This is a genomic window from Sphingopyxis sp. P8 (assembly GCF_020622175.1).
In the GTDB taxonomy this organism is placed as follows: domain Bacteria; phylum Pseudomonadota; class Alphaproteobacteria; order Sphingomonadales; family Sphingomonadaceae; genus Sphingopyxis; species Sphingopyxis jiangsuensis.
Genome location: NZ_JACNMK010000001.1, coordinates 1,532,025 through 1,557,056, shown reverse-complemented (window position 1 = coordinate 1,557,056; position 25,032 = coordinate 1,532,025). Strand labels below are relative to the sequence as shown.

31 protein-coding genes are annotated in these 25,032 nt (G+C 66.1%); 13 read left to right on the top strand and 18 right to left on the bottom strand.

Features of this window, described 5'->3' with window-relative positions; translation table 11 throughout:
• Window positions 1–18 precede the first annotated feature (18 nt).
• Together soxR and H7692_RS07640 are read left to right on the top strand one after the other, a co-directional pair.
• Window positions 19–489: a redox-sensitive transcriptional activator SoxR gene (soxR, locus tag H7692_RS07645; protein WP_201928911.1), complete on the top strand. Its 471-nt coding sequence runs from the start codon at window positions 19–21 to the stop codon at window positions 487–489.
• Between the two features lie 96 nt (window positions 490–585).
• Window positions 586–1,317: a DUF695 domain-containing protein gene (locus H7692_RS07640; protein ID WP_222135470.1), complete on the top strand. Its 732-nt coding sequence runs from the start codon at window positions 586–588 to the stop codon at window positions 1,315–1,317.
• A gap of 359 nt (window positions 1,318–1,676) precedes the next feature.
• On the opposite strand, the gene H7692_RS07635 is transcribed toward H7692_RS07640, so the two are convergent.
• The 6 genes from H7692_RS07635 to H7692_RS07610 form a co-directional block, all read right to left on the bottom strand.
• Window positions 1,677–1,967: a putative quinol monooxygenase gene (locus tag H7692_RS07635; RefSeq protein ID WP_222135471.1), complete on the bottom strand. Its 291-nt coding sequence runs from the start codon at window positions 1,965–1,967 to the stop codon at window positions 1,677–1,679.
• A 54-nt stretch (window positions 1,968–2,021) separates the two neighbouring features.
• A complete protein-coding gene (locus H7692_RS07630) occupies window positions 2,022–3,203 on the bottom strand; it encodes an acetyl-CoA C-acyltransferase (RefSeq protein ID WP_222135472.1) in 1,182 nt (393 codons plus the stop codon).
• Window positions 3,204–3,362: 159 nt separating this feature from the next.
• Window positions 3,363–3,821: a MaoC family dehydratase gene (locus tag H7692_RS07625; protein ID WP_201928915.1), complete on the bottom strand. Its 459-nt coding sequence runs from the start codon at window positions 3,819–3,821 to the stop codon at window positions 3,363–3,365.
• A 96-nt stretch (window positions 3,822–3,917) separates the two neighbouring features.
• Window positions 3,918–5,072 (bottom strand): mechanosensitive ion channel family protein, encoded by a 1,155-nt coding sequence (locus tag H7692_RS07620; RefSeq protein ID WP_222136343.1) that lies wholly within the window; start codon window positions 5,070–5,072, stop codon window positions 3,918–3,920.
• A gap of 192 nt (window positions 5,073–5,264) precedes the next feature.
• Window positions 5,265–6,647, bottom strand: coding sequence for a putative O-glycosylation ligase, exosortase A system-associated (locus H7692_RS07615; RefSeq protein ID WP_201928916.1), 1,383 nt, complete (start codon window positions 6,645–6,647; stop codon window positions 5,265–5,267).
• Complete coding sequence (locus H7692_RS07610) at window positions 6,640–6,795, bottom strand: hypothetical protein (protein ID WP_201928917.1); 156 nt, start codon at window positions 6,793–6,795, stop codon at window positions 6,640–6,642. The genes H7692_RS07615 and H7692_RS07610 overlap by 8 nt, the downstream gene beginning before the upstream one ends.
• Window positions 6,796–6,899: 104 nt before the next feature.
• On the opposite strand from H7692_RS07610, the gene H7692_RS07605 reads away from it, so the two are divergent.
• Both H7692_RS07605 and H7692_RS07600 read left to right on the top strand, forming a co-directional pair.
• On the top strand, window positions 6,900–8,141 hold the full coding sequence (locus H7692_RS07605) for a TIGR04063 family PEP-CTERM/XrtA system glycosyltransferase (RefSeq protein WP_227339981.1): 1,242 nt from the start codon (window positions 6,900–6,902) through the stop codon (window positions 8,139–8,141).
• Between the two features lie 29 nt (window positions 8,142–8,170).
• Window positions 8,171–8,995, top strand: coding sequence for a hypothetical protein (locus H7692_RS07600; RefSeq protein WP_227339980.1), 825 nt, complete (start codon window positions 8,171–8,173; stop codon window positions 8,993–8,995).
• 8 nt (window positions 8,996–9,003) lie between these two features.
• Here H7692_RS07600 and H7692_RS07595 read toward each other — a convergent pair whose 3' ends face one another.
• Both H7692_RS07595 and H7692_RS07590 read right to left on the bottom strand, forming a co-directional pair.
• Complete coding sequence (locus H7692_RS07595; RefSeq protein ID WP_227339979.1) at window positions 9,004–9,327, bottom strand: hypothetical protein; 324 nt, start codon at window positions 9,325–9,327, stop codon at window positions 9,004–9,006.
• Window positions 9,324–9,584 (bottom strand): hypothetical protein, encoded by a 261-nt coding sequence (locus H7692_RS07590; RefSeq protein WP_227339978.1) that lies wholly within the window; start codon window positions 9,582–9,584, stop codon window positions 9,324–9,326. Before H7692_RS07590 ends, H7692_RS07595 begins: the two co-directional genes overlap by 4 nt.
• A 131-nt stretch (window positions 9,585–9,715) precedes the next feature.
• On the opposite strand from H7692_RS07590, the gene H7692_RS07585 reads away from it, so the two are divergent.
• Window positions 9,716–10,384 carry a S24 family peptidase gene (locus tag H7692_RS07585; RefSeq protein WP_227339977.1) on the top strand — a complete coding sequence of 223 codons (669 nt, stop codon included), beginning with the start codon at window positions 9,716–9,718 and terminating at the stop codon, window positions 10,382–10,384.
• Window positions 10,385–10,397: 13 nt separating this feature from the next.
• On the opposite strand, the gene H7692_RS07580 is transcribed toward H7692_RS07585, so the two are convergent.
• Window positions 10,398–10,703, bottom strand: coding sequence for a hypothetical protein (locus H7692_RS07580; protein WP_227339976.1), 306 nt, complete (start codon window positions 10,701–10,703; stop codon window positions 10,398–10,400).
• A gap of 177 nt (window positions 10,704–10,880) precedes the next feature.
• On the opposite strand from H7692_RS07580, the gene H7692_RS07575 reads away from it, so the two are divergent.
• Complete coding sequence (locus H7692_RS07575; protein ID WP_227339975.1) at window positions 10,881–12,167, top strand: methyl-accepting chemotaxis protein; 1,287 nt, start codon at window positions 10,881–10,883, stop codon at window positions 12,165–12,167.
• 105 nt (window positions 12,168–12,272) lie between these two features.
• Window positions 12,273–12,995: an aquaporin Z gene (gene aqpZ / locus H7692_RS07570; RefSeq protein WP_227339974.1), complete on the top strand. Its 723-nt coding sequence runs from the start codon at window positions 12,273–12,275 to the stop codon at window positions 12,993–12,995.
• A gap of 36 nt (window positions 12,996–13,031) precedes the next feature.
• On the opposite strand, the gene galU is transcribed toward aqpZ, so the two are convergent.
• The 6 genes from galU to H7692_RS07540 all read right to left on the bottom strand — a co-directional run bounded on the left by galU (window position 13,032) and on the right by H7692_RS07540 (window position 17,967).
• Entirely contained in the window at window positions 13,032–13,895 is an 864-nt protein-coding gene (gene galU / locus H7692_RS07565; RefSeq protein ID WP_222135479.1) for a UTP--glucose-1-phosphate uridylyltransferase GalU, read from the bottom strand.
• Window positions 13,896–13,964: 69 nt separating this feature from the next.
• A complete protein-coding gene (locus H7692_RS07560; protein ID WP_227339973.1) occupies window positions 13,965–14,348 on the bottom strand; it encodes an OmpA family protein in 384 nt (127 codons plus the stop codon).
• A 136-nt stretch (window positions 14,349–14,484) separates the two neighbouring features.
• Complete coding sequence (locus tag H7692_RS07555) at window positions 14,485–15,702, bottom strand: diguanylate cyclase domain-containing protein (protein WP_222135481.1); 1,218 nt, start codon at window positions 15,700–15,702, stop codon at window positions 14,485–14,487.
• Window positions 15,699–16,214, bottom strand: a complete 516-nt coding sequence (locus H7692_RS07550; RefSeq protein ID WP_227339972.1) for a YfiR family protein — start codon at window positions 16,212–16,214, stop codon at window positions 15,699–15,701. Before H7692_RS07550 ends, H7692_RS07555 begins: the two co-directional genes overlap by 4 nt.
• 166 nt (window positions 16,215–16,380) lie before the next feature.
• On the bottom strand, window positions 16,381–16,917 hold the full coding sequence (msrA, locus tag H7692_RS07545; protein WP_201928927.1) for a peptide-methionine (S)-S-oxide reductase MsrA: 537 nt from the start codon (window positions 16,915–16,917) through the stop codon (window positions 16,381–16,383).
• A 57-nt stretch (window positions 16,918–16,974) separates the two neighbouring features.
• Complete coding sequence (locus H7692_RS07540) at window positions 16,975–17,967, bottom strand: M48 family metallopeptidase (RefSeq protein ID WP_201928928.1); 993 nt, start codon at window positions 17,965–17,967, stop codon at window positions 16,975–16,977.
• Window positions 17,968–18,054: 87 nt separating this feature from the next.
• Between H7692_RS07540 and H7692_RS07535 the strand changes: the two genes are divergently transcribed.
• From H7692_RS07535 to H7692_RS07520, 4 genes are all read left to right on the top strand, one after another.
• Window positions 18,055–19,116, top strand: a complete 1,062-nt coding sequence (locus H7692_RS07535) for a COX15/CtaA family protein (RefSeq protein ID WP_222135483.1) — start codon at window positions 18,055–18,057, stop codon at window positions 19,114–19,116.
• 171 nt (window positions 19,117–19,287) lie between these two features.
• Window positions 19,288–19,767, top strand: coding sequence for a 50S ribosomal protein L13 (gene rplM, locus H7692_RS07530; protein WP_201928930.1), 480 nt, complete (start codon window positions 19,288–19,290; stop codon window positions 19,765–19,767).
• Window positions 19,767–20,267 carry a 30S ribosomal protein S9 gene (gene rpsI / locus H7692_RS07525; RefSeq protein WP_201928931.1) on the top strand — a complete coding sequence of 167 codons (501 nt, stop codon included), beginning with the start codon at window positions 19,767–19,769 and terminating at the stop codon, window positions 20,265–20,267. The genes rplM and rpsI overlap by 1 nt, the downstream gene beginning before the upstream one ends.
• Before the next feature lie 136 nt (window positions 20,268–20,403).
• On the top strand, window positions 20,404–20,889 hold the full coding sequence (locus H7692_RS07520; RefSeq protein ID WP_227339971.1) for a DUF2165 family protein: 486 nt from the start codon (window positions 20,404–20,406) through the stop codon (window positions 20,887–20,889).
• On the opposite strand, the gene H7692_RS07515 is transcribed toward H7692_RS07520, so the two are convergent.
• Genes H7692_RS07515 through H7692_RS07505 form a run of 3 tightly spaced genes read right to left on the bottom strand, consistent with a single transcriptional unit; the run spans window position 20,890 to window position 23,113 of the window.
• Window positions 20,890–21,396, bottom strand: coding sequence for a hypothetical protein (locus H7692_RS07515; RefSeq protein ID WP_222135485.1), 507 nt, complete (start codon window positions 21,394–21,396; stop codon window positions 20,890–20,892). It lies immediately after the preceding gene.
• A gap of 32 nt (window positions 21,397–21,428) precedes the next feature.
• On the bottom strand, window positions 21,429–22,277 hold the full coding sequence (locus H7692_RS07510; RefSeq protein WP_222135486.1) for a metallophosphoesterase family protein: 849 nt from the start codon (window positions 22,275–22,277) through the stop codon (window positions 21,429–21,431).
• A complete protein-coding gene (locus H7692_RS07505; protein ID WP_222135487.1) occupies window positions 22,274–23,113 on the bottom strand; it encodes a diacylglycerol/lipid kinase family protein in 840 nt (279 codons plus the stop codon). Before H7692_RS07505 ends, H7692_RS07510 begins: the two co-directional genes overlap by 4 nt.
• Before the next feature lie 107 nt (window positions 23,114–23,220).
• Here H7692_RS07505 and H7692_RS07500 point away from each other — a divergent pair, with 107 nt between their 5' ends.
• Both H7692_RS07500 and H7692_RS07495 read left to right on the top strand, forming a co-directional pair.
• The gene (locus H7692_RS07500) at window positions 23,221–24,177 is read left to right on the top strand and encodes an alpha/beta hydrolase (RefSeq protein WP_227339970.1); all 957 of its coding nucleotides are present in this window, start codon (window positions 23,221–23,223) and stop codon (window positions 24,175–24,177) included.
• On the top strand, window positions 24,174–24,947 hold the full coding sequence (locus H7692_RS07495; RefSeq protein ID WP_222135489.1) for a nucleotidyltransferase family protein: 774 nt from the start codon (window positions 24,174–24,176) through the stop codon (window positions 24,945–24,947). Before H7692_RS07500 ends, H7692_RS07495 begins: the two co-directional genes overlap by 4 nt.
• The last annotated feature ends 85 nt before the right edge of the window (window positions 24,948–25,032 follow it).

Sequence of the window (25,032 nt, the reverse complement as noted above, 5' to 3'; positions counted from 1 at the left end):
ATGACGCAAGGAGCGACGATGCACCGCACCGACCTGATATCGATCGGCGAGCTTGCGGCGCGCACCGGCGTCGCGGTGTCGGCGATCCGCTTTTACGAGGCGAAGGGGCTGGTCGAGGCGCTGCGCACGCGCGGCGGGCAGCGGCGTTTCCTGCGCGCCGACATCCGCCGCGTCTCGTTCATCCTGATCGCGCAGCAATTGGGGCTGGCGCTCGAGGAAATCGGCGCCGAACTCGCGCGCCTGCCCGCGGGGCGCACGCCGAATGCGGCCGACTGGGCGCGGATCAGCACCGGGCTGGGCGCGCGGATCGACGCGCAGATCGCGTCGCTGCAACGCACGCGCGAGCTGCTGGGCAATTGCATCGGCTGTGGGTGCCTGTCGCTGAAGAAATGCGCGCTCTACAACCCCGGCGACAAGGCGGCGCAGCGCGGCGCGGGGCCGCGTTACCTGCTCGGCGACCGGGCGGGGGAGATTGCCGAGGTCGGGTGAGGGGGCGTTGTTGGGGGCGACAGGTTCGGGGTGGAAAGCTGCCATTGCATCCTCGCACGGTTTTGCGACACTGGGACAGCATTTTAGGAGCCGCAAATGAGTGACGATTGGGATTTTTACCCTCTGCTTGTCGATAGTGAGCCAGCGTCGATTTACGTCGACTTGGGTTTGGCAGGCGAGGCTCCGATCGAGAACCAAAGTCATATGGTCTACATTCGAGTTTTCATGCGTCAGGCACGGCCCGACGGACTTTCCAGCAACGACGAGCTTGACGACCTGATTGGCGTTGAAGATTCTTTGACCGAGATTTTCTCTGGGAGCGATAAGACGACCTATGTTGGGCGAAACACGTCGAGCGGAAACCGGGACTTCTACTTTTATACAGCAGACGCTGCCGCATTTGAGGAGTCAGCTAGAGCGGCAATGGCTGGTCACCCAAATTATCAATTTGAAGTCGGAGGTTGGCCAGATCCGGACTGGAATGCTTATTTTGGCTTCCTTTATCCATCGCCGGATGACCTACAACGCGTCCTCAATCGGCGGGTCACCGAGCAGTTGGCGGCACATGGCGACAATCATTCTAAGCCTCGCTTGATCGAGCACTTCGCGTATCTGCCGAATGCGACCGCGACAGCAGAATTGCGTGACTTTCTTGCTGGTCAGGATTTCAGCGTTGACCAGCCAAAAATTGATGGCGGCTCCGTGGAGCTAAGCTTCACCCGGTCCGACCGACCGGACAGAATCGACGATGTGGTGGTACCAATCGCACGGCGCATTCGAGAGATAGGCGGCGAATACGACGGATGGGGTTGCGAGGTGGTCAAATGACCAGAAAAAAGCAGTGACCGGAATTGGTCGAGTCCGATCATCGCATCCAGATCGGGACTGAATGGCCAAAATGGGGGGATCTGCCGCTCAATCCTCCCTGTCGCGCAGCGCCAGCGGGACCGCTCGCGAAGCGAGGGGTGGAGGGGCCGCGCCGCCAGCGCCATTAGCCCCTCCGTCAGCCCTGCGGGCTGCCACCTCCCCATGCCTGCGGCACAGGGAGGATCGAACGTCCGCTACCGGTCGCTACCAGTCATTCGTCATCCCGGACCTGATCCGGGATCCACGACCGCGCTGAAGGCATGGGCCCCGGGTCAAGCCCCGGGGTGACGATAGAGGGGAGAGGGCACGATCCGCGCCGCTCAAACCGCAGTCAGTGTCTCAATTTCCGGCGCGCCGGCGAGGCAGGGGCCGAGCCGTGCGCCGAGCGTGCGGAAATGGTCCGATGCGCGGTGCGTCTCGGTCGCGGCCGCGTCGTCATAGCATTCCATGACCTTGTACACGCCCGCCTCGCCTGCCTTGAACAGCCGGTAATAGCTGTTGCCCGCTTCGTTTGCGCGGACCGCGGCGGCGAGGTCGGCGAAGACGCTCTCGAACTCGGCTTCCTTGCCGGGCTGGACGCGCAGCGTCGCGATGATGCCGATGGCGCTCATGGTGTTTTCCCTCAAAAGAATGGGCCGGTCCCGAAGGACCGGCCCGCTGGTTGGTCAGAAGACTTCGAAAAGCCCCGCCGCGCCCTGGCCGCCGCCGATGCACATGGTGACGACGGCATATTTGACGCCGCGGCGCTTGCCTTCGAGCAAAGCGTGGCCGACGCAGCGCGCGCCCGTCATGCCGAAGGGGTGGCCGATCGAGATCGAGCCGCCGTTGACGTTCAAGAGTTCGCTCGGGATGCCGAGCTTGTCGCGGCAATAGAGAACCTGGACGGCAAAGGCCTCATTGAGTTCCCACAGGCCGATGTCGTCCATCTTGAGGTCGAAGCGTTCGAGCAGCTTGGGGATCGCGAAAACGGGGCCGATCCCCATTTCGTCGGGCTCGGTGCCCGCGACCGCCATGCCGACATAACGGCCGAGCGGGGTCAGGCCGCGCTTTTCGGCAAGCTTTGCCTCCATCAGCACCGCCGCCGACGAGCCGTCGGAGAGCTGGCTGGCGTTGCCCGCGGTGATCGTGTGGCCTTCGCCCATCACGGGCTTGAGGCTCGCGAGCCCTTCGAGTGTCGTGTCGGGGCGGTTGCATTCGTCGCGGTCGGCGACGACGTCCTTGAAGCTGACTTCCTTGGTTTCCTTGTCCATCACCGCCATCGTGGCGTTGCACGCGATGATTTCGTCGGCGAATTTGCCCGCGGCCTGCGCGGCGGCGGTACGCTGCTGCGACTGGAGCGAATATTCGTCCTGCGCCTCGCGGCTTATGTTGTAGCGCTTGGCGACGACCTCTGCCGTGCCGATCATCGGCATATAGGTGTCCTTGTGCATCGCGATCAGGTCGGCGTCGGGTTCGATCCACACCTTGCCGCTGCCGCTGACCTTCGAGATGCTTTCGACGCCGCCCGCGACGACGACGTCCTGGCGATCGACGATGATCTGCTTGGCGGCGGTGGCGATCGTCATCAGCCCCGACGAGCATTGGCGGTCGATCGACATGCCGGGGACGGTGACGGGCAGGCCGGCGCGCAGTGCGATCAGGCGCGCGACGTTCGGCGACTGCGACCCCTGCTGCATCGCGGCGCCGAAGACGACGTCGTCGATCTCGCCGCCCTCGACGCCGGCGCGCTCGACCGCGGCCTTGACCGAAAAGGCGCCGAGCGTCGGCGACAGCGTGTTGTTGAACGACCCGCGGCCCGCCTTGGTCAGCGGGGTGCGGGCGGTGGAAACGATGACGGCGTCACGCATGATGAATTCCTTCTCTTTCTAAGCCCCTCCCAATCAGGGGAGGGGTTGGGTTGGGGTGTCGCAGGCTGGTGCAAGGCCGTTCGGTCCACTCCGCTGCGACTAGCCAGCAAGCTGGCAAGTCTCGCTGCCCCTCCCCTGAAGGGGAGGGAATAAGTCACTTCAAACAAAAAACTGGCTGATCCATTCGGCCATCAGCGCGGGCTTTTCCTCGCCTTCGATTTCGATGGTGAACTCGAGCGTCTGTTGCCACTGGCCGGGGCGTTTTTCGTCGATTTCGAGCAGCTTGAAATGGCCGCGGACACGCTTTCCCGAGCGGACGGGCGCGAGGAAACGAACCTTGTTGCCGCCATAGTTGACGCCCATCTTGACGCCCGCGGGGTGCGGACAGTCCGACTTGGCCATCAAGAGCGGAAAAAGCGAGAGCGTGAGGAACCCGTGCGCGATGGTCCCGCCGAAGGGCGTCAGCCTGGCCCTTTCCTCGTCGACATGGATGAACTGATGGTCGCCGGTGGCGTCGGCGAACTTGTCGATCATCGCCTGATCGACGAGCACCCATTCGGAGCTGCCGAGCGGCTTGCCGACCAGCTCTTTCATGTCTTGCGGTGCGATTGTAGCCATTCGCGCGTCCCCTCAATCTCTCAGGTCGGCAGGGGTTTTAGGCCCGTCGAACGCGGTTGCACAAGGGCCACGCCCCAGGGCCGCAGAGCCGTAGCGTCACTCCTTCAGTGGCTTCTGCGTCTTCATCGTGACGCTTTCGGCATAGGGGAGAATCATCGTCCCGTCGGGCGCCGCGGTGAAGGTGGTCTGCGTCGGATAGGCGAAGTCATAGCCTGCGCGCGTCATTTCCTCGAACAGTCGGATGCCGATTGCGGTGCGCGCGGCGATGACTTCGCCATAGTCGGCGCTCAAAATGTCGGCGACGAGCTCGAAATTGAGGCTCGAGTCGCCGAAGCCAAGGAAGCTGGAACGGATGAACTCATGTCCCTCGGCCTTCACCTGTTCCTCGAGCAATGCGGGAAGCGCGCGCAGCATCTCGGGCGTCGTCTGATAGATGACGCCGATGCCGAACTGGACGCGGCGGCGGTCGAGATGCGCGTAGTTGGTAATCTCCTTTGACAGGAGGTTGGTGTTCGAAATCACGAGCAGCTCGCCGTTGACCGAGCGCAGATGCGTGCTTTTGAGCCCGATCTTTTCGACCGTCGCGATACTCTCGTCATATTTGATCGTTTCGCCGACGCGGAACGGCCGGTCGAAGATGATCGAGAGCGACGCGAAGAGGTCGGAAAAAATGCCCTGTGCGGCGAGGCCGATCGCGATCCCGCCGATGCCGAGACCCGCGACGAGGCCGGTGACATTGACCCCCATATTGTCGAGGATGACGATGGCGGCGACCGCGAACAGCGCAACGCTGATGAGCAGACGGATGATCCCCATCGCATTGTGGAGCGTTTCATTATGCCCCTCTGCCGCGCGCCGCTGGATCAGCCCCAGCACGATCTCGCGCGCCCAGATCGCGACTTGCAGCACGACCGCGACGGTGAAGACGAGCCGGATAATGTCGAGGATGACGGCGGGCGGCTGTGCATAGCCTGCGACCGCACGGATCGCGATGATGGCGAGCACGACCGACTTGGTCTTGTGGATGACCCGGCCGACGATGTCGGTCAGCGTGAACTCGCCCGGCGCCGCCTGCGCGCGCTTGAGCGCAACGCGGCGCACCATCGATAGCAGCGCATAGATGAGCAGGCCCGCGCCGATGGCGATCACGATCTGGAGCCAATGGCCCTCCACCCAGGTCACGCTCGATTCCCACCAGCGCCGCAGATCCTCGAGCGGGTCGCCCGGGGTGCGGTTGGCGGATGCAAAGATGCTGGATGCGTAAAGGGGCAAAATCACATTGGTCCTCTGGGTTGGGGGATGGGGCAGGCGTCGCGAAGCGGAGCTGCATCATGGCGCTCCGGGACGGCGCAGGTCAACAAGTCGCGTGCAAGGCGCGAGAATCGGATTTGCCCTTGGCTCGTCACGTTACACTAAGGTGCGGGTACCGAATTTGGTTCCGATTCAATGCGCGGCAGGGGCCGCCCGGCGGGCGGGCACCTGCGCAGGGCGCGCGGTGAGCGGACGCCATCCGGCTTCGTCCTCGCGGCGGCGGCAATAGGTCGATAGTCCCATTTCGAGCGCGAGCATCATGTAGATGAAGGGCTGGAAGGCGATGCCGACGAACAATGATCCGACCATATAGACGATATGGCCGTGCTGGAGCGCGGTCGCGAGCGGGGCGATCCATTGCTCCTCGGCGCGGCGCGTCTTGAGATAGCGCCGGCGCAATCGCTCCATCTGGACGAGGCCGATCGCATGGAGCAGCAGCCACATTGCGAGCCCCGGATAGCCCTGTTCGCCGAGCATTTCGAAATAGCTCGAATGATAGGCGCGCGATTTTTCCTCGTGAACGGTCGGCGTTGCATCCTGCGGCTTGTCCGGGTCATAGCCGCTGCCCGTCGTTTCGACGCGCAGGTCGTTCTGAATATAGGCTTCGAATCCGCCGCCGAAGGGATTTTCCTTCGCATAGTCCCACGTCCACGCCCACACCGCGACGCGCGTCGAGGCCGACTGGTCGGACTTGTAGCCCTGGATCGTCTCCATCCGCTCGGTGAAGCTTTGCGGCAGGAAGGGGATCGCAGCGAGCGCCAGCAGTCCCGCGCCGGCCATGTAGAGGAAGCGATATTTGACCGCGCGCAGCGACAGCGCCGCGAGCACGGCAAGGCAGACCAGGCCGGTGCGCGCCTGCGTCCCCACGGGGAGGAGCATGCACGCAAAGCAGAGCGCGAAGGCAAACAGGCTGACGCGCCAGTCGGGCGGAAAGATGGTGCCGTGGCGGCGATACCAGAGGATCAGCGGGATGATCGAGATGCCGACGGTCGACATGATCGACCCTTCGTAGAGTCCGTAATTTTCGTTGAGGAGAAGCTGGAGCGAGCCATAGCCGCCGCCGCCCGCAGCGGTCTTGATCCCCCCGGCGATGGCGATCGACGCGGCCGAGAGCAGCATGACGAGCGCCAGCGCCTCGATCCTGAGTTTCGTCCGCAGCGTCAGCGGCAGGAAGATCGCCCAGACGAGCGCCTTCCACACCCAGCTCCACTTGTCGGCCGCCTCGACAGGAAAATCGGCGTGGATCGTCGTCATCCAGCAATAGAGCAGCAGCGCGACGAGCAAGGATTGCCGCCCCGACCAGCGCGTGTCGCGCTTGTCGTCGATCGCGAGCCAGCCGAGTATCGCGAGTGCGAAGGCAATCAGCGAGATCGGGATCGAGTTGATGAGGAAATAGCTGAGCCGTTGCGGCGCGACGATGTCGATGTAGCAAAAGGCGAGGACGAACAGGAACGGCCGGCGAAAGCCGAGGCCGATGAAGGCAAAGAGAAATGCGACAAAGGCGATGTCACGCATCGCGTTGCTCCGCTGCCGCGGCGTCGCGGCGCTGCTGCCACAATTTGCGCGGGCTCACCTCGCGGTCGAGGTCGTCGCGATGCAGCAGGCGCCATAGCGCGATCGCGATCAGCGCGTGCGTCAGGGCAATCGAAAAATTGTCGACCATGGTGGCGGCGCTGGCTTTCGTGGCGGCCCCGCAGGGCGTTTGACGGCGTTCTAACCCATCGGGGTTGACGCGGCGTTAAGTCTTGTCTGGCAAAGCGGCGACCTATGCCGCGCATCCTTCACGTCCTCGATCACAGCCTTCCCGCGCACAGCGGCTATACGTTTCGCACGCGCGCGCTGATGAAGGCGCAGCTTGCGAAGGGATGGGACGTCAAGGGCGTCACAGGGGTGCGCCATCCGGTCGAGGGCCCCGAAGTCGAGGAGGTCGACGGGCTGGCTTTTCACCGCACGCCGCCTATCGCTGGGGCGCCGCCGGCGATCCGCGAGTGGCGTGAGGTCGGCGCGCTCGCCGCGCAGGTCGAGGCGGTTGCGCGCGACTGGCGGCCCGACATACTCCACGCCCATTCGCCGGTGCTCGACGGCATGGCGGCGCTGCGCGCTGGCAAGCGGCTCGGTATTCCGGTGATCTATGAAATCCGTGCCTTCTGGGAGGATGCGGCGGTCGGCAACGGCAGCGGGCGCGAAGGCAGCCTGCGCTACCGCTTGACGCGCGCGCTCGAAACGCGTGCGGTGCGGCGCGCCGATGCGGTCGCCGTCATCTGCGAAGGGCTGCGCGGCGACCTGATCGCCCGCGGGATCGATCCCGCGAAAATCATCGTGTCGCCCAACGGCGTCGACCTCGACCTCTTTGGCGACCCGCCGCCGCGCGACGAGAGGCTCGCCGTCGAGCTGGGGCTGGACACCAGCGCAACGGTGATCGGCTATATCGGCAGCTTTTACGATTATGAGGGGATCGACGACCTGATTGCCGCGATGCCCGCGCTCGTCGCGGCGCAGCCCGGCGCCGGACTGCTGCTGGTCGGCGGCGGGCCGATGGAGCATGCGCTGCGCGCGCAGGCCGCGGCATCGCCCGTCGCCGACCGCATCCGTTTCGTCGGACGCGTGCCGCACGACCAGGTCGAGCTTTATTATTCGCTGATCGATATTCTCGCCTATCCGCGCAAGAAGATGCGCCTCACCGATCTGGTCACGCCGCTGAAGCCGCTCGAGGGGATGGCGCAGGGCAAGCTTGTCGCCGCGTCGGACGTCGGCGGTCATCGCGAGCTGATCGAGGATGGTGTGACGGGCACGCTGTTCGCGCCCGGCGATCCGGCGGCGCTCGCAGCGGCGCTCGCCGACCTGCTCGGCGCGCGGGCGATGTGGGACGAACGCCGACGAACGGCGCGAGCCTTCGTCGAGACGCATCGTAACTGGTCATCAAACATTTTATGTTATGAGCCTGTTTACCAAAGGCTGTTGCAGAGCCGCGCGACCTGGCGCAACGCCAAGTCGAATGCGGCGATCTGAACGGCGCAAGATACAGGTTCGAAAGTAAAATGAACGAAAGCAGCGAATATCGCACGGCGAACAAAGGGGCCGTCCTGCTCCGCGCGCTGCGTCCGGCGCTGCCTGCGATAATCGGCGCGGCGGCGCTGACTTTCCTGTTTGCGGCGCTGATGCCGATGGCGTGGGTCGCGGCGATCAGCTGGAATCTCTACCTCGACCGGCTGGCCGAACTTTTCGTGCCGCCCGTCGGCAACGGCGCGCGGCTTGCGCTCGCGCTCGGCCTGTCGGCGGTCGCAGCGCTGATTGCCGGCTTGGTCGCGCTGTTGATCGAGCGGCCCGGCGCGCTGCGCCGCCGGTCGCGCGATACGGATGCGGGTGACAATAACGCCGCTACGCGCCGCCGTTCCGACTTTCACCCCGACGATGCGCCGCGGCCGCCGTTGCGCGCGGGACGCGAGCTGCCTGCGGGCGGACTCGGTCCGCTGCCCGAAATCGCTTGGGCCGAAGCTTCGGTCGAACAGGAGGCGGACGGCGAAGCGATGCCGAGCGCCGCGCGCGAAGCGGAATTGGCGGCGGTCGACGCCGAGCCCGCGTTCGACGCCATGGCCGACGCACCGTGGCTGCAGCCTGCCGAGCTTCCGAACGCCTATGACGTTCCCGATGCCGCCGACAAAAGCCTGGGCGCGATGGTCGCGCGGCTCGAGGTCGGCCTGGCGCGCCGCCGCGATCTGCACGGTGCCGTGCCCCCGGACCCGCAGCGCGAAATCGCGATGGGTACCCGTCCCGCCGACAATGATCTTGTCGGCGAAGTCGACGTCGCGCTCGAAGCGGCGCTCGGCACGCTGAGCCGCATGAACCGCCACGCGCTCGGCTGAGCCGCGGCCTAATCCTCCACCGTCAATATCTCGATGCGCAGCCTGTCGTCGCGATCGGCGTCCACCGCGACGTCAGCGACGATCTGACCCGCCAGCACCCAGTCGCGCGCGCCGAGCTCCGCTTCGAGCGTCGTCCGCTGCACGCCGTTCGCTCCGCTCGCGACCGAGCAGGTGAAGATATGGCGCGCTCCGACGAAGTTCGCGCTCGCCCACGGGTGCGGCAGCGACGTGTCGATAGTGATGCCTTCGGGCAGCGCGCCGCCGAGGATGCGGCGCAAGCGGCGGTGCGGGCAGGCGGGGCGGGGCGGCAAGGCGGGCGACCAGAGCTTCATGCGCCCGCCTCCATCGCGTTGCGAACCGCGCGCGTGCGCCGGTCGCCGCGCTGCGTTGTGCGCCCCGCGCGAAAGTCGGCGCGCCATTTGTTCATGAAATGTTCTGCACGGCAGACAAGCTGAAGACCGGGCTTCCGTCCCGCGCGCAAGTCGCCGACGAGGCGTGGATCGCCGACCGCGGCGCGTCCGAAAACGCTCGGCGGTATCGCCGATTCCTCGAGGAATTTTTCGATCCGTTGCAACAGGCTGGACTCCATCTTCTTCTCCCTTTTCGGTGCAGGCGCGCCGCGACTCAAGCGATAGGAATTTTCCTATTTGATAGGCATTTTCCTACTTGTCTAGGAAAAATCCTATTGCTAAAGACGAAATAGGAAGGACCGGACCAGCCATGTCAGAATTTTCTGCCGATCCGCGCGCCGCGCTCGACCAGCTCTGCCAGGAAAAGGGCATCGACTATGCGCGCCTGTCGGCGGCGATCGGGCGCAATCCGGCCTATATCCAGCAATATATCAAGCGTGGCACGCCGCGACGGCTTGCCGAACAGGACCGCGCGCGCATCGCCGCCTATCTGGGCGTCGCCGAATCGATCCTCGGCGGCCCGGTGCAGCGCGTCGCATCGCGCGCAGGGCCGCGCGGGCGCGACATGGTGCTGGTGCCCAAGCTCGCCGTCGGCGCCTCGGCAGGCGCAGGGGCGAGCATCGACGGCGAGCCGGTCGAGGGCGAGGTCGCGTTCGACCCCAAATGGCTACGCAGCCTGGGCGCCGATCCGCGCGCGCTGAGCATCATCCGCGTCGAAGGCGATTCGATGGCGCCGACGCTGAGCGACGGTGACGACATCCTCGTCGACGGCGGCGACGCTGCGGCGCGGCTGCGCGACGGTATCTATGTGCTGCGGATGGACGATGTGCTGATGGTCAAGCGCGTCGCGCGCGCGCCGGGGCAGGGGCGGATCGCGGTGATCAGCGACAATCCGCAATACCGGAGCTGGGACGATCTGCCGCTGTCGGCGGTGCAGCTCGTCGGCCGGGTGGTGTGGACCGGGCGGCGCGTCAGTTGACGCGGCGAGACTTTCAGTAGGGCGCGTTCATCTCGGCCTCAATCTCATGATCGAGTATTTGCGCACGTTGGCATTGCTCGCTGTCGCCGTTGCGGCATTTTTCGGCAGCCTTGTCGCGCTGGCGCGACAATTTGCCGAGCCGCTCCTCGCGTTCGCGTAGCGCGCGACCACGGTTGCGGTCGGCCTCGTCCTGGCTGATCGTCGACCAGTCGGCGACTTGCCCGGCCGCCTTCACCGGCGCCGTGACGACCGATTTGACCGCGCCGACGCATCCTGTCAGCAACGGTGCCGCCAATAGTGCCGCAACATAGCCACGCATGAACTTCTCCCTGACGGTCCGTCCATCGCATGCCATCGGGTGTCGTGCCACCATTATGCGACCAATTGACCGGCGGCCGCGCCTTGGTGTCACATCACTGAAATAAATGGTTAAAACCGTCTTTACCATCACCCGCTAGGCATTGCGCCGTCACGAACCGCAAGGCGATGGGATCAGATGAATTCGGTACAGCTTGCCCTCGAACCCGCATCGGGTCATGCCATCGCGGTCGGCGTCGATGCACCGCTGGCCGAGGTGATCGAGGCGTTTCGCGCGCATCCCGATCTCCGGCTGCTTGCGGTGCTGGGTCCCGACCGGGCTCCTGTCGGAATTATCCGCGAACAGCGCGTGCGCGAACTGCTGTTCTGCCCCTATTGGTTTTCGCTGATGCAGAATCCGACGATCGGCGGCTCGATTGCAACGATGATCGAGCCGTGCCTGACCGCCGACGTTGCCGAACCGACCGCCGCGCTGTTGCGCCGTGTATCGCGCGCTGCGGGACATGAGGGGCTGGTGCTCGTCGACAAGGGGCGATTTGTCGAAACGCTCGACGGCGGCCAACTCGCGCGGCTGGCGATGATGCGCGAGATCGAGGTCGCGCGTGAGCGCGCCGAGCGCGCGGCGCAGATCGACGCCGCCGGGCGTGGGTTTCAGCAGGATATAGCTGCGCTGACAGCGACCTTGTCCGACATGGCGCATGAAGTTGAAGCGGTTGCGCGCCAATTGTCCGAACGCGCCGAACAGACCGGGCGTGACGCGCTGTCGGTCGCAGGCGCGACCGCGCAGACGCTCGCCGGATTGCAAGAACTCGGCGATCGCGGCCACGCGCTCGCCGCGAGCATGGCGCAGATCGTCGACGACGGCACGCGCGCGCGCAGCGTGCGGCGCGACGCCCATCAGAAGGTCAAGCAAACCGGCGATCGCGCGGCAATGTTGCAGGATGCAAGCCAGTCGATCGAACAGATGCTGCGGCTGATCATCGACATGGCAAGCCGCACCAACATGCTCGCACTCAACGCGGGGATCGAGGCGGCGCGTGCCGGCGATGCCGGGCGCGGCTTCGCCGTCGTCGCCGCCGAGGTCAAGGCGCTCGCCAACCAGACGCGTTCGGCGGCGAGCGACATCACCCCCTATATCGACCGCATCCGCGAGATTGTCGTGCAGGTCGCCGAGGGATTTCGCGACGTCGAACGCGCCATCGAGGCGAACAATGGCTTTTCCGACACGATCGACGCTGCGGTCGACGGCCAGAGCGCAACAAGCCTGTCGATCGCGAGTTATGTCGAGCAGGCGGTGTCCGCGGGCCGCGAGATCGACGACCGCGTCCAATATATCAGCCGCGGCGCATCGGCGGTTGGCGAGGGCGCGGCGACGCTCGGCGAGCTTTCGTCGGGGCTCAACCGCGCGGCGCAGTCGCTGCACCAGCGCGCGCGCCATTTTGTCGAGGCGGTCGCCGCCGCCTGAGTGTCGCGGGAATGCCCGATTCCAAGGGGTTGCGAGCCGCTCCGGCGGCGCTAGAGTGCCCCTGCGCCGGAGGCGTGCTTGGCCGCCGGCGGGGAGGAGGGTCAAATGACAAATCTGCAGAAGGGACTCGCCGAGTTTATCGGCACATTCTGGCTCGTGTTCGGTGGATGCGGGAGCGCTGTGCTCGCCGCGGCATTCCCCGAGGTCGGGATCGGTCTGCTCGGCGTATCGCTCGCCTTTGGTCTGACGGTCGTGACCATGGCCTATGCGATCGGCCATATTTCGGGATGCCATCTCAATCCCGCGGTGACCGTCGGGCTGTGGGCGGGCGGCCGCTTCGAGGCGCGCGACATACCGCTTTATGTCGCAGCGCAGGTGCTCGGCGCGATCGTCGCCGCCTTCCTGCTCTATTATGTCGCGAGCGGCAGCCCGGTGTTCGACATCGCGGGCGGGCTCGCCGCGAATGGCTTTGATGCGGGGTCGCCGGGCAATTACGACATCTGGTCGGCGCTGATTATCGAGGTCGTGCTGACGGGATTCTTCCTCTGGATCATCATGGGTTCGACTGACGGGCGCGCGCCTGCCGGTTTTGCGCCGCTTGCAATTGGCCTTGCGCTGACGCTGATCCACCTGATCTCGATTCCCGTCACCAACACATCGGTCAACCCGGCACGCAGCACCGGGCCTGCGCTCGTGGTCGGCGGACTGGCGTTGCAGCAACTGTGGCTGTTCTGGCTCGCGCCGCTCGTCGGCGGGCTTGTCGGCGGGTGGCTCTATCGCACGCTCGGCGCCGATACATTCCCCAAGCCCAACATCGAGGGCGAATAGGCTTCGGGCCGGCGGGGGACCTCCCCCGCCGGACTGTTATCGCAGGAGGTCGATGGCAAAGGCTCGCACTTCGGCGGCCATGTCGGGCCGTGCGAGCGCGACCGCCAGATTGGCCTGGATATAGCCCGCCTTCGATCCGCAGTCGTAGCGCGCGCCGTCGAAGGTCACGGCGTGAAAGGGCTGGTTCCCGATCATCGAGGCCATCGCATCGGTGAGCTGGATTTCGCCGCCGGCGCCCTTTCCCTGCCCTTCGAGCACGCGCATCACCTCGGGCTGGAGGATGTAGCGCCCCGAAATGATGAGGTTCGACGGCGCTTCGGCAACGGGGGGCTTTTCGACAAGGCCCATGACCTCGGTCAGCTTGCCGTCCGACGCGCCCGGCGCGATGACGCCATAGGACGACACCTGCTCGCGCGGGACTTCGAGGACGGAGATCAGATTGCCGCCGACGCGCGCATAGGCATCGACCATCTGCTTCATGCATCCCGGCGAACCGTGCATGAATTCGTCGGGGAGGAAGATCGCGAAGGGCTCGTCGCCGACGATGTCGCGCGCGCACCAGATCGCATGGCCAAGCCCCATCGGTTCCTGCTGGCGGACATAGGCGCAATTGCCGGGGCCGAGGCGCGTCGGTTCGAGAACCGACAGATCCTTGCCGCGCTCCGACATCGTTTTTTCGAGCTCGAAGGCGATGTCGAAATGATCCTCGATCGCGCTCTTGCCGCGGCCGGTGACGAAGATCATCTGTTCGATCCCCGCCTCGCGTGCCTCGTCGACCGCATATTGGATAAGCGGGCGATCGACGACCGGCAGCATCTCCTTGGGGATCGCCTTGGTGGCGGGAAGGAAGCGCGTGCCGAGGCCGGCGACGGGAAAGACGGCTTTGCGGATCGGTTTCATGGCGACGACCCTAGCCGCCCAGTGTTGCGAGGGAAAGCATTGCAGACGTTTGCGACTGCCGGCGCACGCCTATTCGGGCGCCACGATCACCACGACGCGGCGATTATCCTGTCGGCCTTCGGCGGTATCGTTGCTCGAAAGCGGGAAGGCTTCGCCGCGGCCGACAATCTGCTCTGGGTTAAAGCGCATGCCATTCGCCTGCATCGGCGTCGCGACGGCGTGGGCGCGCGCCTGCGACAAGGCCTGGTTATAGGCCGAGGTGCCGGTCGAATCGGTGTGGCCTTCGACGCGCGCGGTAAGAATATCGACCGATACGAGATTGCGGGCGAGGCGGGCGATCCGTTCCTGCTGATCGGGCTTGAGTGCGCTTTCGTCGACCGGGAACAACAGGCGTTCCGAGATCGTGAGTTCCCACGCGGGTCCGGTTTCGACAAAGCCTTCCGATTCGAGCATCGCGATCTGGGCCGGCGTGAATCCGGAAATCGGCGATACGCTTTGGCATGCCGCGAGTACGACTGCGGCGGCAAAAGCCAGCAGCGCTGATGGGCGAAGGGGGGATAGGCGCATCACGGGAGGGCTCCGATATTGGTCATCTTTCGCCGCTCGTCATCTTGTCGGCATACATGCCGGCATCGGCGACGGTCAGCAGAGCGGCGGAATCGCTGCCGTCGTCGGGGTAAACCGCAGCGCCGACGCTGATCGACGGACGGTATTGCTCGTCGCCCCCCGGCAAGGCGATCGGATCGGACACACAATCCTTGATGCGCCGGATCAGCGCGCCCGGATCGGCCTCTGCGTCGAGCGGATCGACGATCACTACAAATTCGTCGCCGCCGATCCGCGCCGCAAAATCGCCCTTGCGCAGTCCGTTGCGGATGCAGGTCGACACCGCGACGAGAACGCGGTCGCCCACCGCATGGCCATATTCGTCGTTGACCGCCTTGAAATTGTCGGCGTCGCAGAAAAGCAGGACAAAGCGCCCACCGCGCCGTTCGGCCGCGGCAATTCGCTCGGCTAGTTGACGGTCGAAAGCCGCGCGGTTGGGGAGTGTCGTCAGCGGATCGTGCGACGCGCGATGTTCAAGGATCGCGCGTTCGCTTTCCATATGCCCCTGCCACCCCTGCAATTCGTCGAGCAGTGCGTTGATGTCACCGCCGAGCCGGTCGAGTTCGGCGATGCCGAGCGGCTTGACGCGCTTGTCGAACCGGCGGTGCAGGCGGACGTCGTGCGCAACGGTGGCGATCTCGCCGAGCGGCTTGACGAGCTCATATTCGAAGCGCCGCGCGAGCACGATCGTACCGAGCGCGGTGACGAGCAGGCAGCCCAGCCCGGCGAGCAGGCCGAGCCGCACATAATCGTTCATCGTCGAACTGTCGCCCCACACCTCGACCGTCCCGATAACCGATCCGTTGCGGCGGACGGGGATTGCATAGGGCCGCGGAAAGACGAGGCGCGTCAGCAGCGGCGCCGGATCGGGGTTGGGGGACGTCCATCCGGTCAGCACGCGGCCGCGATCGTCAAGGACGCGCAGGCGGGCGATGCCGGCAATTTCCGTCAGCGGTTCGATGCCATCGCGCGCTGCCAGCGGGTCGTTGAACACCAGTGCAGGTTCGGCGCCATAAGCGCCGAGCCGCGCCGCAAGCTCCAAATTGCGATCGGCATAGCCGCGCAGCGCCGTGACCCCGGCGAGCAGGATCGTGATGCCCGACAGCGCCACCGCGAACAGGGTGATGCCGAAGTGGAACCGCGACAACAGCCTTTGCAGGGTGGTGCGGCGGACGGGCGTTTCGGTAGCGCGCTCGATCATGTCGCGCTCCCGTCGTTCTGCCCCATTTTCAGCACGCGCGGATCGACGCGCAGCGGTCCACGCCCGATCGCGTCGAGATTGACCGAAAAGCCGAGGCGTCCGGCGCGCGCCGACAGGCAGAACATGGCGCCGTGCAGGCAATCGGGGTCGTCGTCGCTGATCGTCAGCACGGCGCGGCCGCGCACCCAGCCGATCAGCCGTTGCCGATCGGCCGCCGCCATGCGCCCGAGAAAGAGAATGTCGCAGTCTTTGCGAACGCTGACCGCTGCCGCCGAAAGGCGATGGACGGTCACGGGTAGCCCGCCCGCGATCGACGGAGCGATGCTCGCAGTGATCGTAGGGCTTCCGACGATGCAAAGATTGCGTGCCGCGGCGGCGGGGCTTTCGGGCCAGCGGACATAGCTGATGATGCCGCCGACCATGCGGTTGACAGCGCGCGCCATGCCGTCGGCGCCGTCCTCGACAATCGTCTGGTTTGCGGTCTGTACTGCTACCGGCTGCGCGACAGCCAAAATACCAGAAAGGAACAACGATCCCAGCACGTCCAGCGACCCCCACGGCGCCTGGGGGCTATCCCGCCCCTAAGAAGCGGCGGCAGCTAGTCAAAATCGCTGATAAGTCAAGGAAAAGGAGCGAGTGACGTCATGCCTGCGCTTCCCTCGGCCATTGCGGCGGCGGCTAGCCCGCGCGGAGGCGCTCGCCGAACCCTTTGCGCAGCTTTGCCAGTTTCGGCGGAATGACGGCCATGCAATATGGATTGCGCTGGCCTTCGCCATCCCAATAGGCCTGGTGATAATCCTCGGCCGGATACCAGGTCGAAGCAGGCTCGATGGTCGTCACAATCGGTGCTGGCCAGTCGGCGGCGGCGCGTTCGATTCCGGCGCGCGCCGCAGCGGCCTGCGCATCGTCGAGCGGGAAGATCGCGCTGCGATACTGGGTGCCGATGTCATTGCCCTGACGATTGAGCTGCGTCGGATCGTGCGTCGCGAAGAAGACGTCGAGCAGATCGTCATAGCCGATGACGTCGGGGTCGAAGGTGATGCGGATCGCTTCGGCGTGGCCGGTGTCGCCGCCGCACACTTGCTTATAGGTCGGGTTTTCGACCGTCCCGCCGATATAGCCGCTTTCGACCGAGTCCACACCCGCGAGCGACTGGAACACGGCTTCGGTGCACCAGAAGCAGCCTCCGGCGAAAATGGCGGTCTCACGGGTCATGGCATGGGTCCTTGAAGGGTCGGGGAGCGATGGCTCCAAAATAGGATGGCCGCGCCGCTATTCCAAGGGCGGCGGGTTGGCGACCAGCGGCGGGACGAGCGGCTCGCCCTCGGCGCGGGCGGCGGCAATCGCGGCTGCCTCGGCCTCGAGCGTCGCGACGCGGTCGCGCCAGCGCGGATGCGTGCCCGCCTGGAAGAGCGGACGTCCTTCGCGCTGGCCGAAGCGCGTCCAGAAACGGGCGGCGGCAGTAGGATCATAGCCTGCGCCCGCGAGCAGCCAGACCGACAACCGGTCGGCTTCGATCTCGGTCTGGCGGAAGAGCCGGGCGCTGCGCCCGAACTGCTTGCCGAGCCCGCGGTCGACCCCCGCAGCGTCGAGCCGTTCGCGATGACGGAGGATATTGTGCGCGAGCTCGTGCGCGACGGCAGCGGCGAGTTCGGCATCATCCTCTGCAAACAGTGCGAGGCCGTAGCTGATAAGGACGAGGCGGCCGTCGGCCGCGCCCGCGGGGCGGTCGCGCGCTTCGAGGCGAAAGTCCGACGCGCAGCCGGTGACAGGCTGGATGTCGACCGTTTGCCCGTCGCCGGTCGCCAGCGTCAGCGGCCGGTCGAGCGGAAGTGCCGCGAGCGCGGTTTCGAGCGCCGAAATGCGCGCGAAGGCGTCGGTGCCCTCGGCGGGCGGCAAGGACGCCCCGTTCAGCTTGAGGATCGGGGTGCCGATGCGAAGTCCCGTACGGGCTGCGGGCGAATCGGGTGCGATGGCTGCGGGGAAGGGCGCGTCGCTGGTCGATGCGTCGTAGGGGACGAGCGCCGCCGCGCGGTCCTCCTCGGCGTAAAGGCGCGGGTCGCCCCAGAGCCATCCGAATTGCGGCTGACGCACCGGGCACCAGTTGGCGTTGGCGGTCGTCAGGCGGAAGCCGATCGCTGCCACGCGCGCCTCCATCGCGGCGAGCGCAGCATAGGGTGACGTGGCAGTGTCGGCACGCGCGGCAAAGGGTGCGGCGGCAATTGCGGCGCAGGCGAGCGCCAGAGCAGGCAAACGGCGGAACATCGACGACCGATTATCAACCCCAGCCTGTCGCGACCATGAATTTCGACCCGCTTGCCTAACGCGCGCCGAACGACGATAGGGCGGCGCATGTCCGACGCCTCGCTGACCGCCGCGGCCGCGCGCCGCACCCCCCGCCCCGCCGCGCTTGCGCGCTGGCTGTGGGCCGTCGCCGTGCTCGTCATCATCGTCGTCGCCGTGGGCGGGATCACGCGGCTGACCGAATCGGGGCTGTCGATCACCGAATGGCGCCCCGTGTCGGGCGTATTGCCGCCGACGAACGAGGCCGACTGGATCGCCGAGTTCGAGAAATACAAGCAGATCCCCGAATATAAGGAAATCAACCTCGGCATGACGCTTGAGGGGTTCAAGGCGATCTTTTTCTGGGAATGGCTGCACCGCATTTTGGGGCGCGTCGTCGGAATGGCGCTGCTGCTGCCGCTCGCCTGGTTCGCATGGCGGCGCGCGATCCCCGCGGGCTATGGCTGGCGGCTGTTCGCGCTCGCCGCGCTCGTCGGGCTGCAGGGCGCGATCGGTTGGTGGATGGTCGCGTCGGGGCTCGAATATCGCACCGACGTCAGCCATTTCCGCTTGGCCGCGCATCTGCTCACCGCGCTCTTCCTGCTCGGCGGGCTGGTGTGGACCGCGCGCGACCTTGGCGAGCTGGCGCGCGATGAAGGGGCGCGGCCCGCGCGGCTGACGGGCGCGGCGATCGGGGCGATCGCCATCCTCTTCGTGCAATTGCTGCTCGGCGCATGGGTGGCGGGGCTCAACGCGGGTCAGGTCGCGAACACTTGGCCGGCGATGAACGATCATTTCGTGCCCGAAGGCATCGACTGGTCGGGCGGCGCGTGGATGGCGCTGACCAACGATCCCTTCCTCATTCATTTCCTGCACCGCTGGTGGTCGTGGGTCGCGGCGCTCGCGCTGTTGCTGCTCGCGCGCGCACTGGCCAAGAGGGGCGCACGGCATGAAGCGGGCTTGATGGTCGTCACCGTTGCCGCGCAGATGCTGCTCGGAATCCTCACCGTCGTCACGGGGGTCTCGATGTGGATCGCGGTTCTCCATCAGGTCGTCGGCGCCATATTGGTCGCGGTGACGGCGGTCGCCGTGCACCGCCAGGGGTTGAAATCTGCCTCGGCAAATTGTTGATGGTATCATAATACCCGTCAGCAAAGCCGCAGGACGCTTGACTTTCGGGGCTTCAAGCGTCATTGGGCCGCTCCGAAGCGCCGCATTGTCCCACCGGGGCAGGCGGCGCGGATTGTTTTCGGGCGGCAGCGAATGCGACCGCCCCGTTCCATCTCTGTCAAGGAGCGTGCCATGAAGGCGCTGACCAAGACGACCCAGTCGGCAAACGCCGCGACGGTCGAAAAGAAATGGGTGCTGATCGACGCCGACGGTCTCGTCGTGGGCCGCGTTGCTTCGATCATCGCCAATATCCTGCGCGGCAAGCACAAGCCGTCGTTCACCCCGCACGTCGATTGCGGTGACAATGTCATCGTCATCAACGCCGACAAGGTGGCGTTCACCGGCAAGAAGATGGCCGACAAGCGCTATTACAAGCACACCGGCTATGCCGGCGGCATCAAGGAAACCAGCCCCGCGAAGATTCTCGAAGGCCGTTTCCCCGAGCGCGTGCTCGAAAAGGCCGTCGAACGCATGATTCCGCGCGGCCCGCTTGGCCGCCAGCAGATGCGCAACCTGCGCATCTTTGCTGGAGCTGAACATCCGCATGAAGGGCAGAGCCCCGAAGTGATCGACGTCGCGTCGATGAACCGCAAGAACAAGGTGGGTGCATAATGGCTGACGAACAGACCATGACCGATCTCAAGGATCTCGCCGGCGCCGTCGAAGGTACCGAAGCAACGATCGCGGCACCGTCCGCACCGCTGCGCGAAAAAATCGTCGACAAGCAGGGCCGCGCTTATGCAACCGGCCGCCGCAAGGACGCCGTCGCCCGCGTGTGGCTCAAGCCCGGAACGGGCAAGATCACCGTCAACGGCCGCGACCAGGAAGTCTATTTCGCGCGTCCGACGCTGCGCCTCGTCATCAACCAGCCCTTCGGTCTGACCGACCGCGCCGGCCAGTATGACATCGTCGCAACCGTCAAGGGTGGTGGCCTGTCGGGTCAGGCTGGCGCCGTGCTGCACGGCATCGCGCAGGCGCTGACCCGCTTTGAACCCGCGCTGCGCGGCACGGTGAAGTCGGCTGGCTTCCTGACCCGCGACAGCCGCGCGGTCGAGCGCAAGAAGTACGGCAAGGCAAAGGCCCGCCGCAGCTTCCAGTTCTCGAAGCGCTAAACGACTTTTTCCACCGACGGGTGGGAAAGAGGAGGGCGGTCCGGAAACGGGCCGCCCTTTTTGCTGAATGCAGCGCAAAGCGGACTTGGACCTTCCGCCCCGAATCGCCTAGCGTGGCGAAAGGGGGGAACAGGCGATGCTCAGAATATTGAAGATATTGCTCGTTATCGCGGTGGCAACCTGGGGCCTGCTCGGCGCTTTTGGCAATTTCCATGATTGGCAGGGAACGAAGGGCGCCGTCGCCGCGACGCTGTCGATGACGACGTTCGAAGGCGGCAGCGACGATTGGCGCGCGACGGCAAGTCCGGCGTTGGTCCTTGCGGGGGCGCTCGCTATTCCGTCGCTAAAGCTTGTAACGGCATTGCTTTGCCTCGCGGGCGCGAGGCGGATGTGGGCGGTGCGTGGCCGCGACCCGGCCACGTTCGACGCCGCCAAGACGCTCGCGCTGGCGGGTTGCGGGGTCGCCGTGCTGATGCTCTTTGCCGGCTGGATCGTGATCGCCGAAACCTGGTTCGAACTTTGGCGATCCGAAGCCATGCGCGAGGCGGCGCTCGACGCCGCGCTGCGCTATGGCGCGTTCATCGGCATCATCGCGCTGTTCGTGGGCGCGCGCGAGCCCTGATCAGACGAACGGGTCATAGGCCCATTGCAGCAGCGCCTGCCGTTGGCGCGGGCGGCAGTGAATGTCGCCCGGGTCGCAATTGGCGCGAACCTGCCCCGCATGGCGGGCGAAACCGCGCCAGCGCTTGATCTGGATCGCGTCGATGTCGGGCAGGCGGCGCCCCATATAATAGCGGCAATACCATTGGAACCAGCCACGCGGGTCGGGGCCGTAGATCCATCCTTTTTCACGCCACACGGAGAGTGGCTGGCGCGATTTGACGCCGAAATAGTTGAGGTCGGGATCGGGCTTGTCGGCTACCCTGGCGTTCTCGAACCAGTCGGCGGGAAATTCGTCCCGACAATCGTTGCAATATTTTCCCTCGAAGACCCCCATTTCCAGCATCTCCCCGGGCGTGAAATACGGCGTAAATGCGGGGTCGAAATCCGCGCCCTCGGGGGCAGTGAGGTCGTAGCTATAACCCGACTGCATCCTGTCGTTGACGTGGATTGTGCGGCGGCTCGTCATGGACCGGTTCCTTTCACCTGGGCGTGGCCGCGTCAATGGACGGGCGGGTCGACGGGCGGAACGGCGCCAACGGGAGCGACCGGCTCGCCCGGCCGACGCGGGGGGAGCGCGTCGGGCGGGATGGCGTCGATCTGCATGTCGCGCGTCGGGAGTTCCGGCAGGCTGCGCACGTTAACACGCACCGCTCCGTCCGCTATTTCGAGGTCGTTGAAACTGGGCGGGGTCGAGCGGATACGCTGCGACAAGGTGCCCGCGCCGATCATCCGGACCGGTCCGGCGGGTGTCTGCTTCACCAGATCGAAGGCGTCGTGGACATGGCCGGTGAGCACACCCGCGACGCCGCGCTCGGCGAGCGCGCACAGCGCCCGTTCGCCGCCGCGTGTGAGCGCGCGCCCGCGCGTTCCTGCTTCGACGAGCGGATGATGGCCCGCGACGAGGACCGTCGTGTCGGGCGGCAGCGCATCGATAGCGGCGAGTGTCTTGTCGAGCGCGCGCCGGGTCACCCGACCCTTCGACCAGTCGAGCCGCCATTGCGCGCGCGCCGTGGTCTTGAGCGGAACGACCGCCAGCCCCGGAAAGTCGAGCTCGCGGTCGATCAGCCTCTTGATCCGGGCGATACGGCGATAGGGAAAGAAGAAGCGCTCGATCGGGTTGAAATAGGGCAGGTCGTGGTTTCCGACCTCAACCGTAACCGGGAGGTCGAGCGTCTCGATCCAGTCGCACGCCGCCGCAAATTCGCGGGTGCGCGCGCGCATCGTCAGGTCGCCGGTGATCAGCACGCCGTCGGGGCACTCGGCGCGCACCAATTGGGTAAACCAGGCGAGTGCGATGCGGTCTTCGAGCCCGAAATGGAGGTCGCTGATGTGGAAGAGGCGGATCATGGCAAAGGCATCGTCAGGAGCATCGCCATCGGCGCGGGCTCGATCCTAAAGGTTACGCTCGCTGCGCCGTCGGCATGTTCGCCGTCCATCAGCAGGCCGAGCGGGGCGTCGGAGCTGATCGTGACCGTGGGGCGCGCGGTCAGCCGTTCGCGCGGCCCGTCGCGAAAATCGCCGCCGACCCACGCGATCGCGTGGCGCAGGAGCAATGTGGGGCTGTCGGCATAGAGGCCGTCGACGACGATGCCGTCGCGCGAGGGCGTCATGCTGATCGCCTGGAATTCGCGAGCATCGCCCGCGAGCCGCACCGGGTCGCCGGCAAGGCTTTCCTCGAGTGCCTCGGGGACCAGCGCGGCGGCGCTGGCCAGTTCGCGCTGGCGGACGTGCTCGCGCACCTCGGCCCAGACGGTCGTCGGCCCCGCGAGCATGTTGACCATCGCGCGACCGGCGGCGCAGGCGACGGTCGGCGGGACGTCGCGATGCGCGCGCCCGGAAAGAACATCGGCGAGGATGGCTTCCAGTTCGCGCTCGCCATGAAGCTGTTTGACGAGGAGGTTGAGCGTCCCGCCGGGAAGGGCCAGCAGCGTGCCGTCCCAGCCGGCGAGCGCCGCGACGCTTGCATTGATCGTGCCGTCGCCGCCCCAGACCACCGCGAGGTCGACGCCATCGGCGACAAGGCGCGCCGGGTCGGGCAGTTTCTGGTCGGGAAGGCAATAGTCTGCGACGAGCGGCGTCCCCGCCGCGGCAAATTGTTCGGCGATCCAGTCGCGGCGCGCGGAATCGAAGCTGCCGCTCTGGCTGTTGCAGACGAGCGCAGGGCGGCGGGCGGGCGGAGTCATGCCTTTCCTACGCACGACACGCGAAAAGGTGGCGCTTGTGGCGCTGCGCGACGCACGGTAGGGCCGCGGACGGACCGATGTTGCGCGGTCCGGCGAAGGGCGGACGAATGACGGACGCGGGGCGCAAGGGTCGGCGGTTGATCAAATATCTGTTTATATTGCTGATCCTGCTGCTCCTGTTCGGTGGCGGCGCAAAGCTTATCGTTGCGGGCGGCGCGAAATCACTCGACCTTGCCGACAAGCTGCTCGGCGGCGGAGGCGGCGCAAAACTGCTCTTCGCGGGGCAGCCCTATGGCCGCGGCGCGCGCCAGACGCTCGACATCTGGGTTCCCGAGGATGCGCGCGAGGGCGACCGGCTGCCGGTGGTCGTCTTCTTCTATGGTGGCGGCTGGAACAGCGGCGAGCGCGCCAGCTACGGCTTCGCCGGTCGCGCACTCGCGCGGCAAGGTTTCGTCACCGTCATCCCCGACTATCGCCTCGTCCCGCGCGCCTATTGGCCCGATTATATCGAGGACAGCGCGGCGGCGGTCGCATGGACGCGCGAACATGTCGGAAAGCTTGGCGGCGATCCCGACCGGATCGCGCTGATGGGACATTCGGCGGGCGCCTATAATGCTGCGATGCTCGCGCTTGACCCGCAATGGCTGCGCGCGGCGGGGACCGACCCGGCGGTGATCCGCGGCGTCGCGGGGCTGGCCGGGCCTTATGATTTCACCCCGCTCGAAAAGGGCGGCCGCGCCGACAAGGCGATGGGCAAGATCCGCCCGATCGAAAAGACCCAGCCTGTTTCCTTTGCGCGTGGCGATGCGCCGCCGATGTGGCTCGCGACGGGCGACGCCGACGATATCGTGCGCCCGCGCAACAGCCAGAATCTCGCCGCCGCAATCGAGCGCGCGGGCGGCGCCGCGACGTTGCGCGTCTATCCGGGGCTTGGTCACACGGGTATCGTCATGGCTCTCGCCGCGCCCTTTGGTGGCAAGGCGCCGGTACTGGACGAAGCGGGCGATTTCCTGCGTGGCGTTACCGGACGGCGGATCGCGCCGGTGGAGGCGTCGCCGCAATGACCGCGCCGATCCCGGCAATCGTGATGGCAGGGAGCCGCCCCGGCCCCGACCCCCTGCTCGACGGCAGCGGCGTCGCGACCAAGGCACTGCTGCCGATCGCGGGCGAAGCGATGCTCGTTCACGTCGTGCGCGCGCTGCGCGCGTCGCCGCGCGTCGGCGCGATCACCGTTCTCGCGCAGAACAGCCGCGCGATTGCCGCCGATCCGGCGCTTGCCGCTTTCGAAGACGTGCGGTTCGCCGACTCAGGGCAGGGGATCAGCGCGTCGCTCGCCGCTGCGCTCCCCGACGATGACGCGCCGGTGTTGGTGACGACCGCCGACAATGTGCTGCTCACTCCCGCAATGATTGGCGAGTTTCTCGATGGGGCCGAGGACAGCGACGTGGCGGTTGCGATGGTCGAACGCACGGTGCTGCTCGCGCGCTATCCCGAATCAAGGCGGACGTGGCTCAAGTTCCGCGGCGGCTGGTGGTCGGGGGCGAATCTCTTTCGCTTGCGCGGTCGCCGCGCACGGCCGCTGCTCGATTTCTGGGGGCGGATCGAGCGCGATCGCAAGAAGGGGCTCAGGATCATCGCGGCCTTCGGCCCCGCGCTGCTGATCGGCGTGCTGCTGCGGCTGCTGACGATCCATCAGGGCGTCGCGCGCGCGGGTCGCCGTTTCGGGGTCAAGGCGCGGATCGTGCCGATGTCGGCGGCGGAGGCATGTATCGACGCCGACAAGCCCGAAGATATTGTGCTGATCGAGCGGATCATGGCCGGGCGAGGCTTTTAAGCTTGCGTGCGCCTGCGGCAGCGGGTGCCCATCGCCGGTCGGTGCCACCTTGGCCGGGCAGGAGATGGTTCCCCGCCTTCGCGGG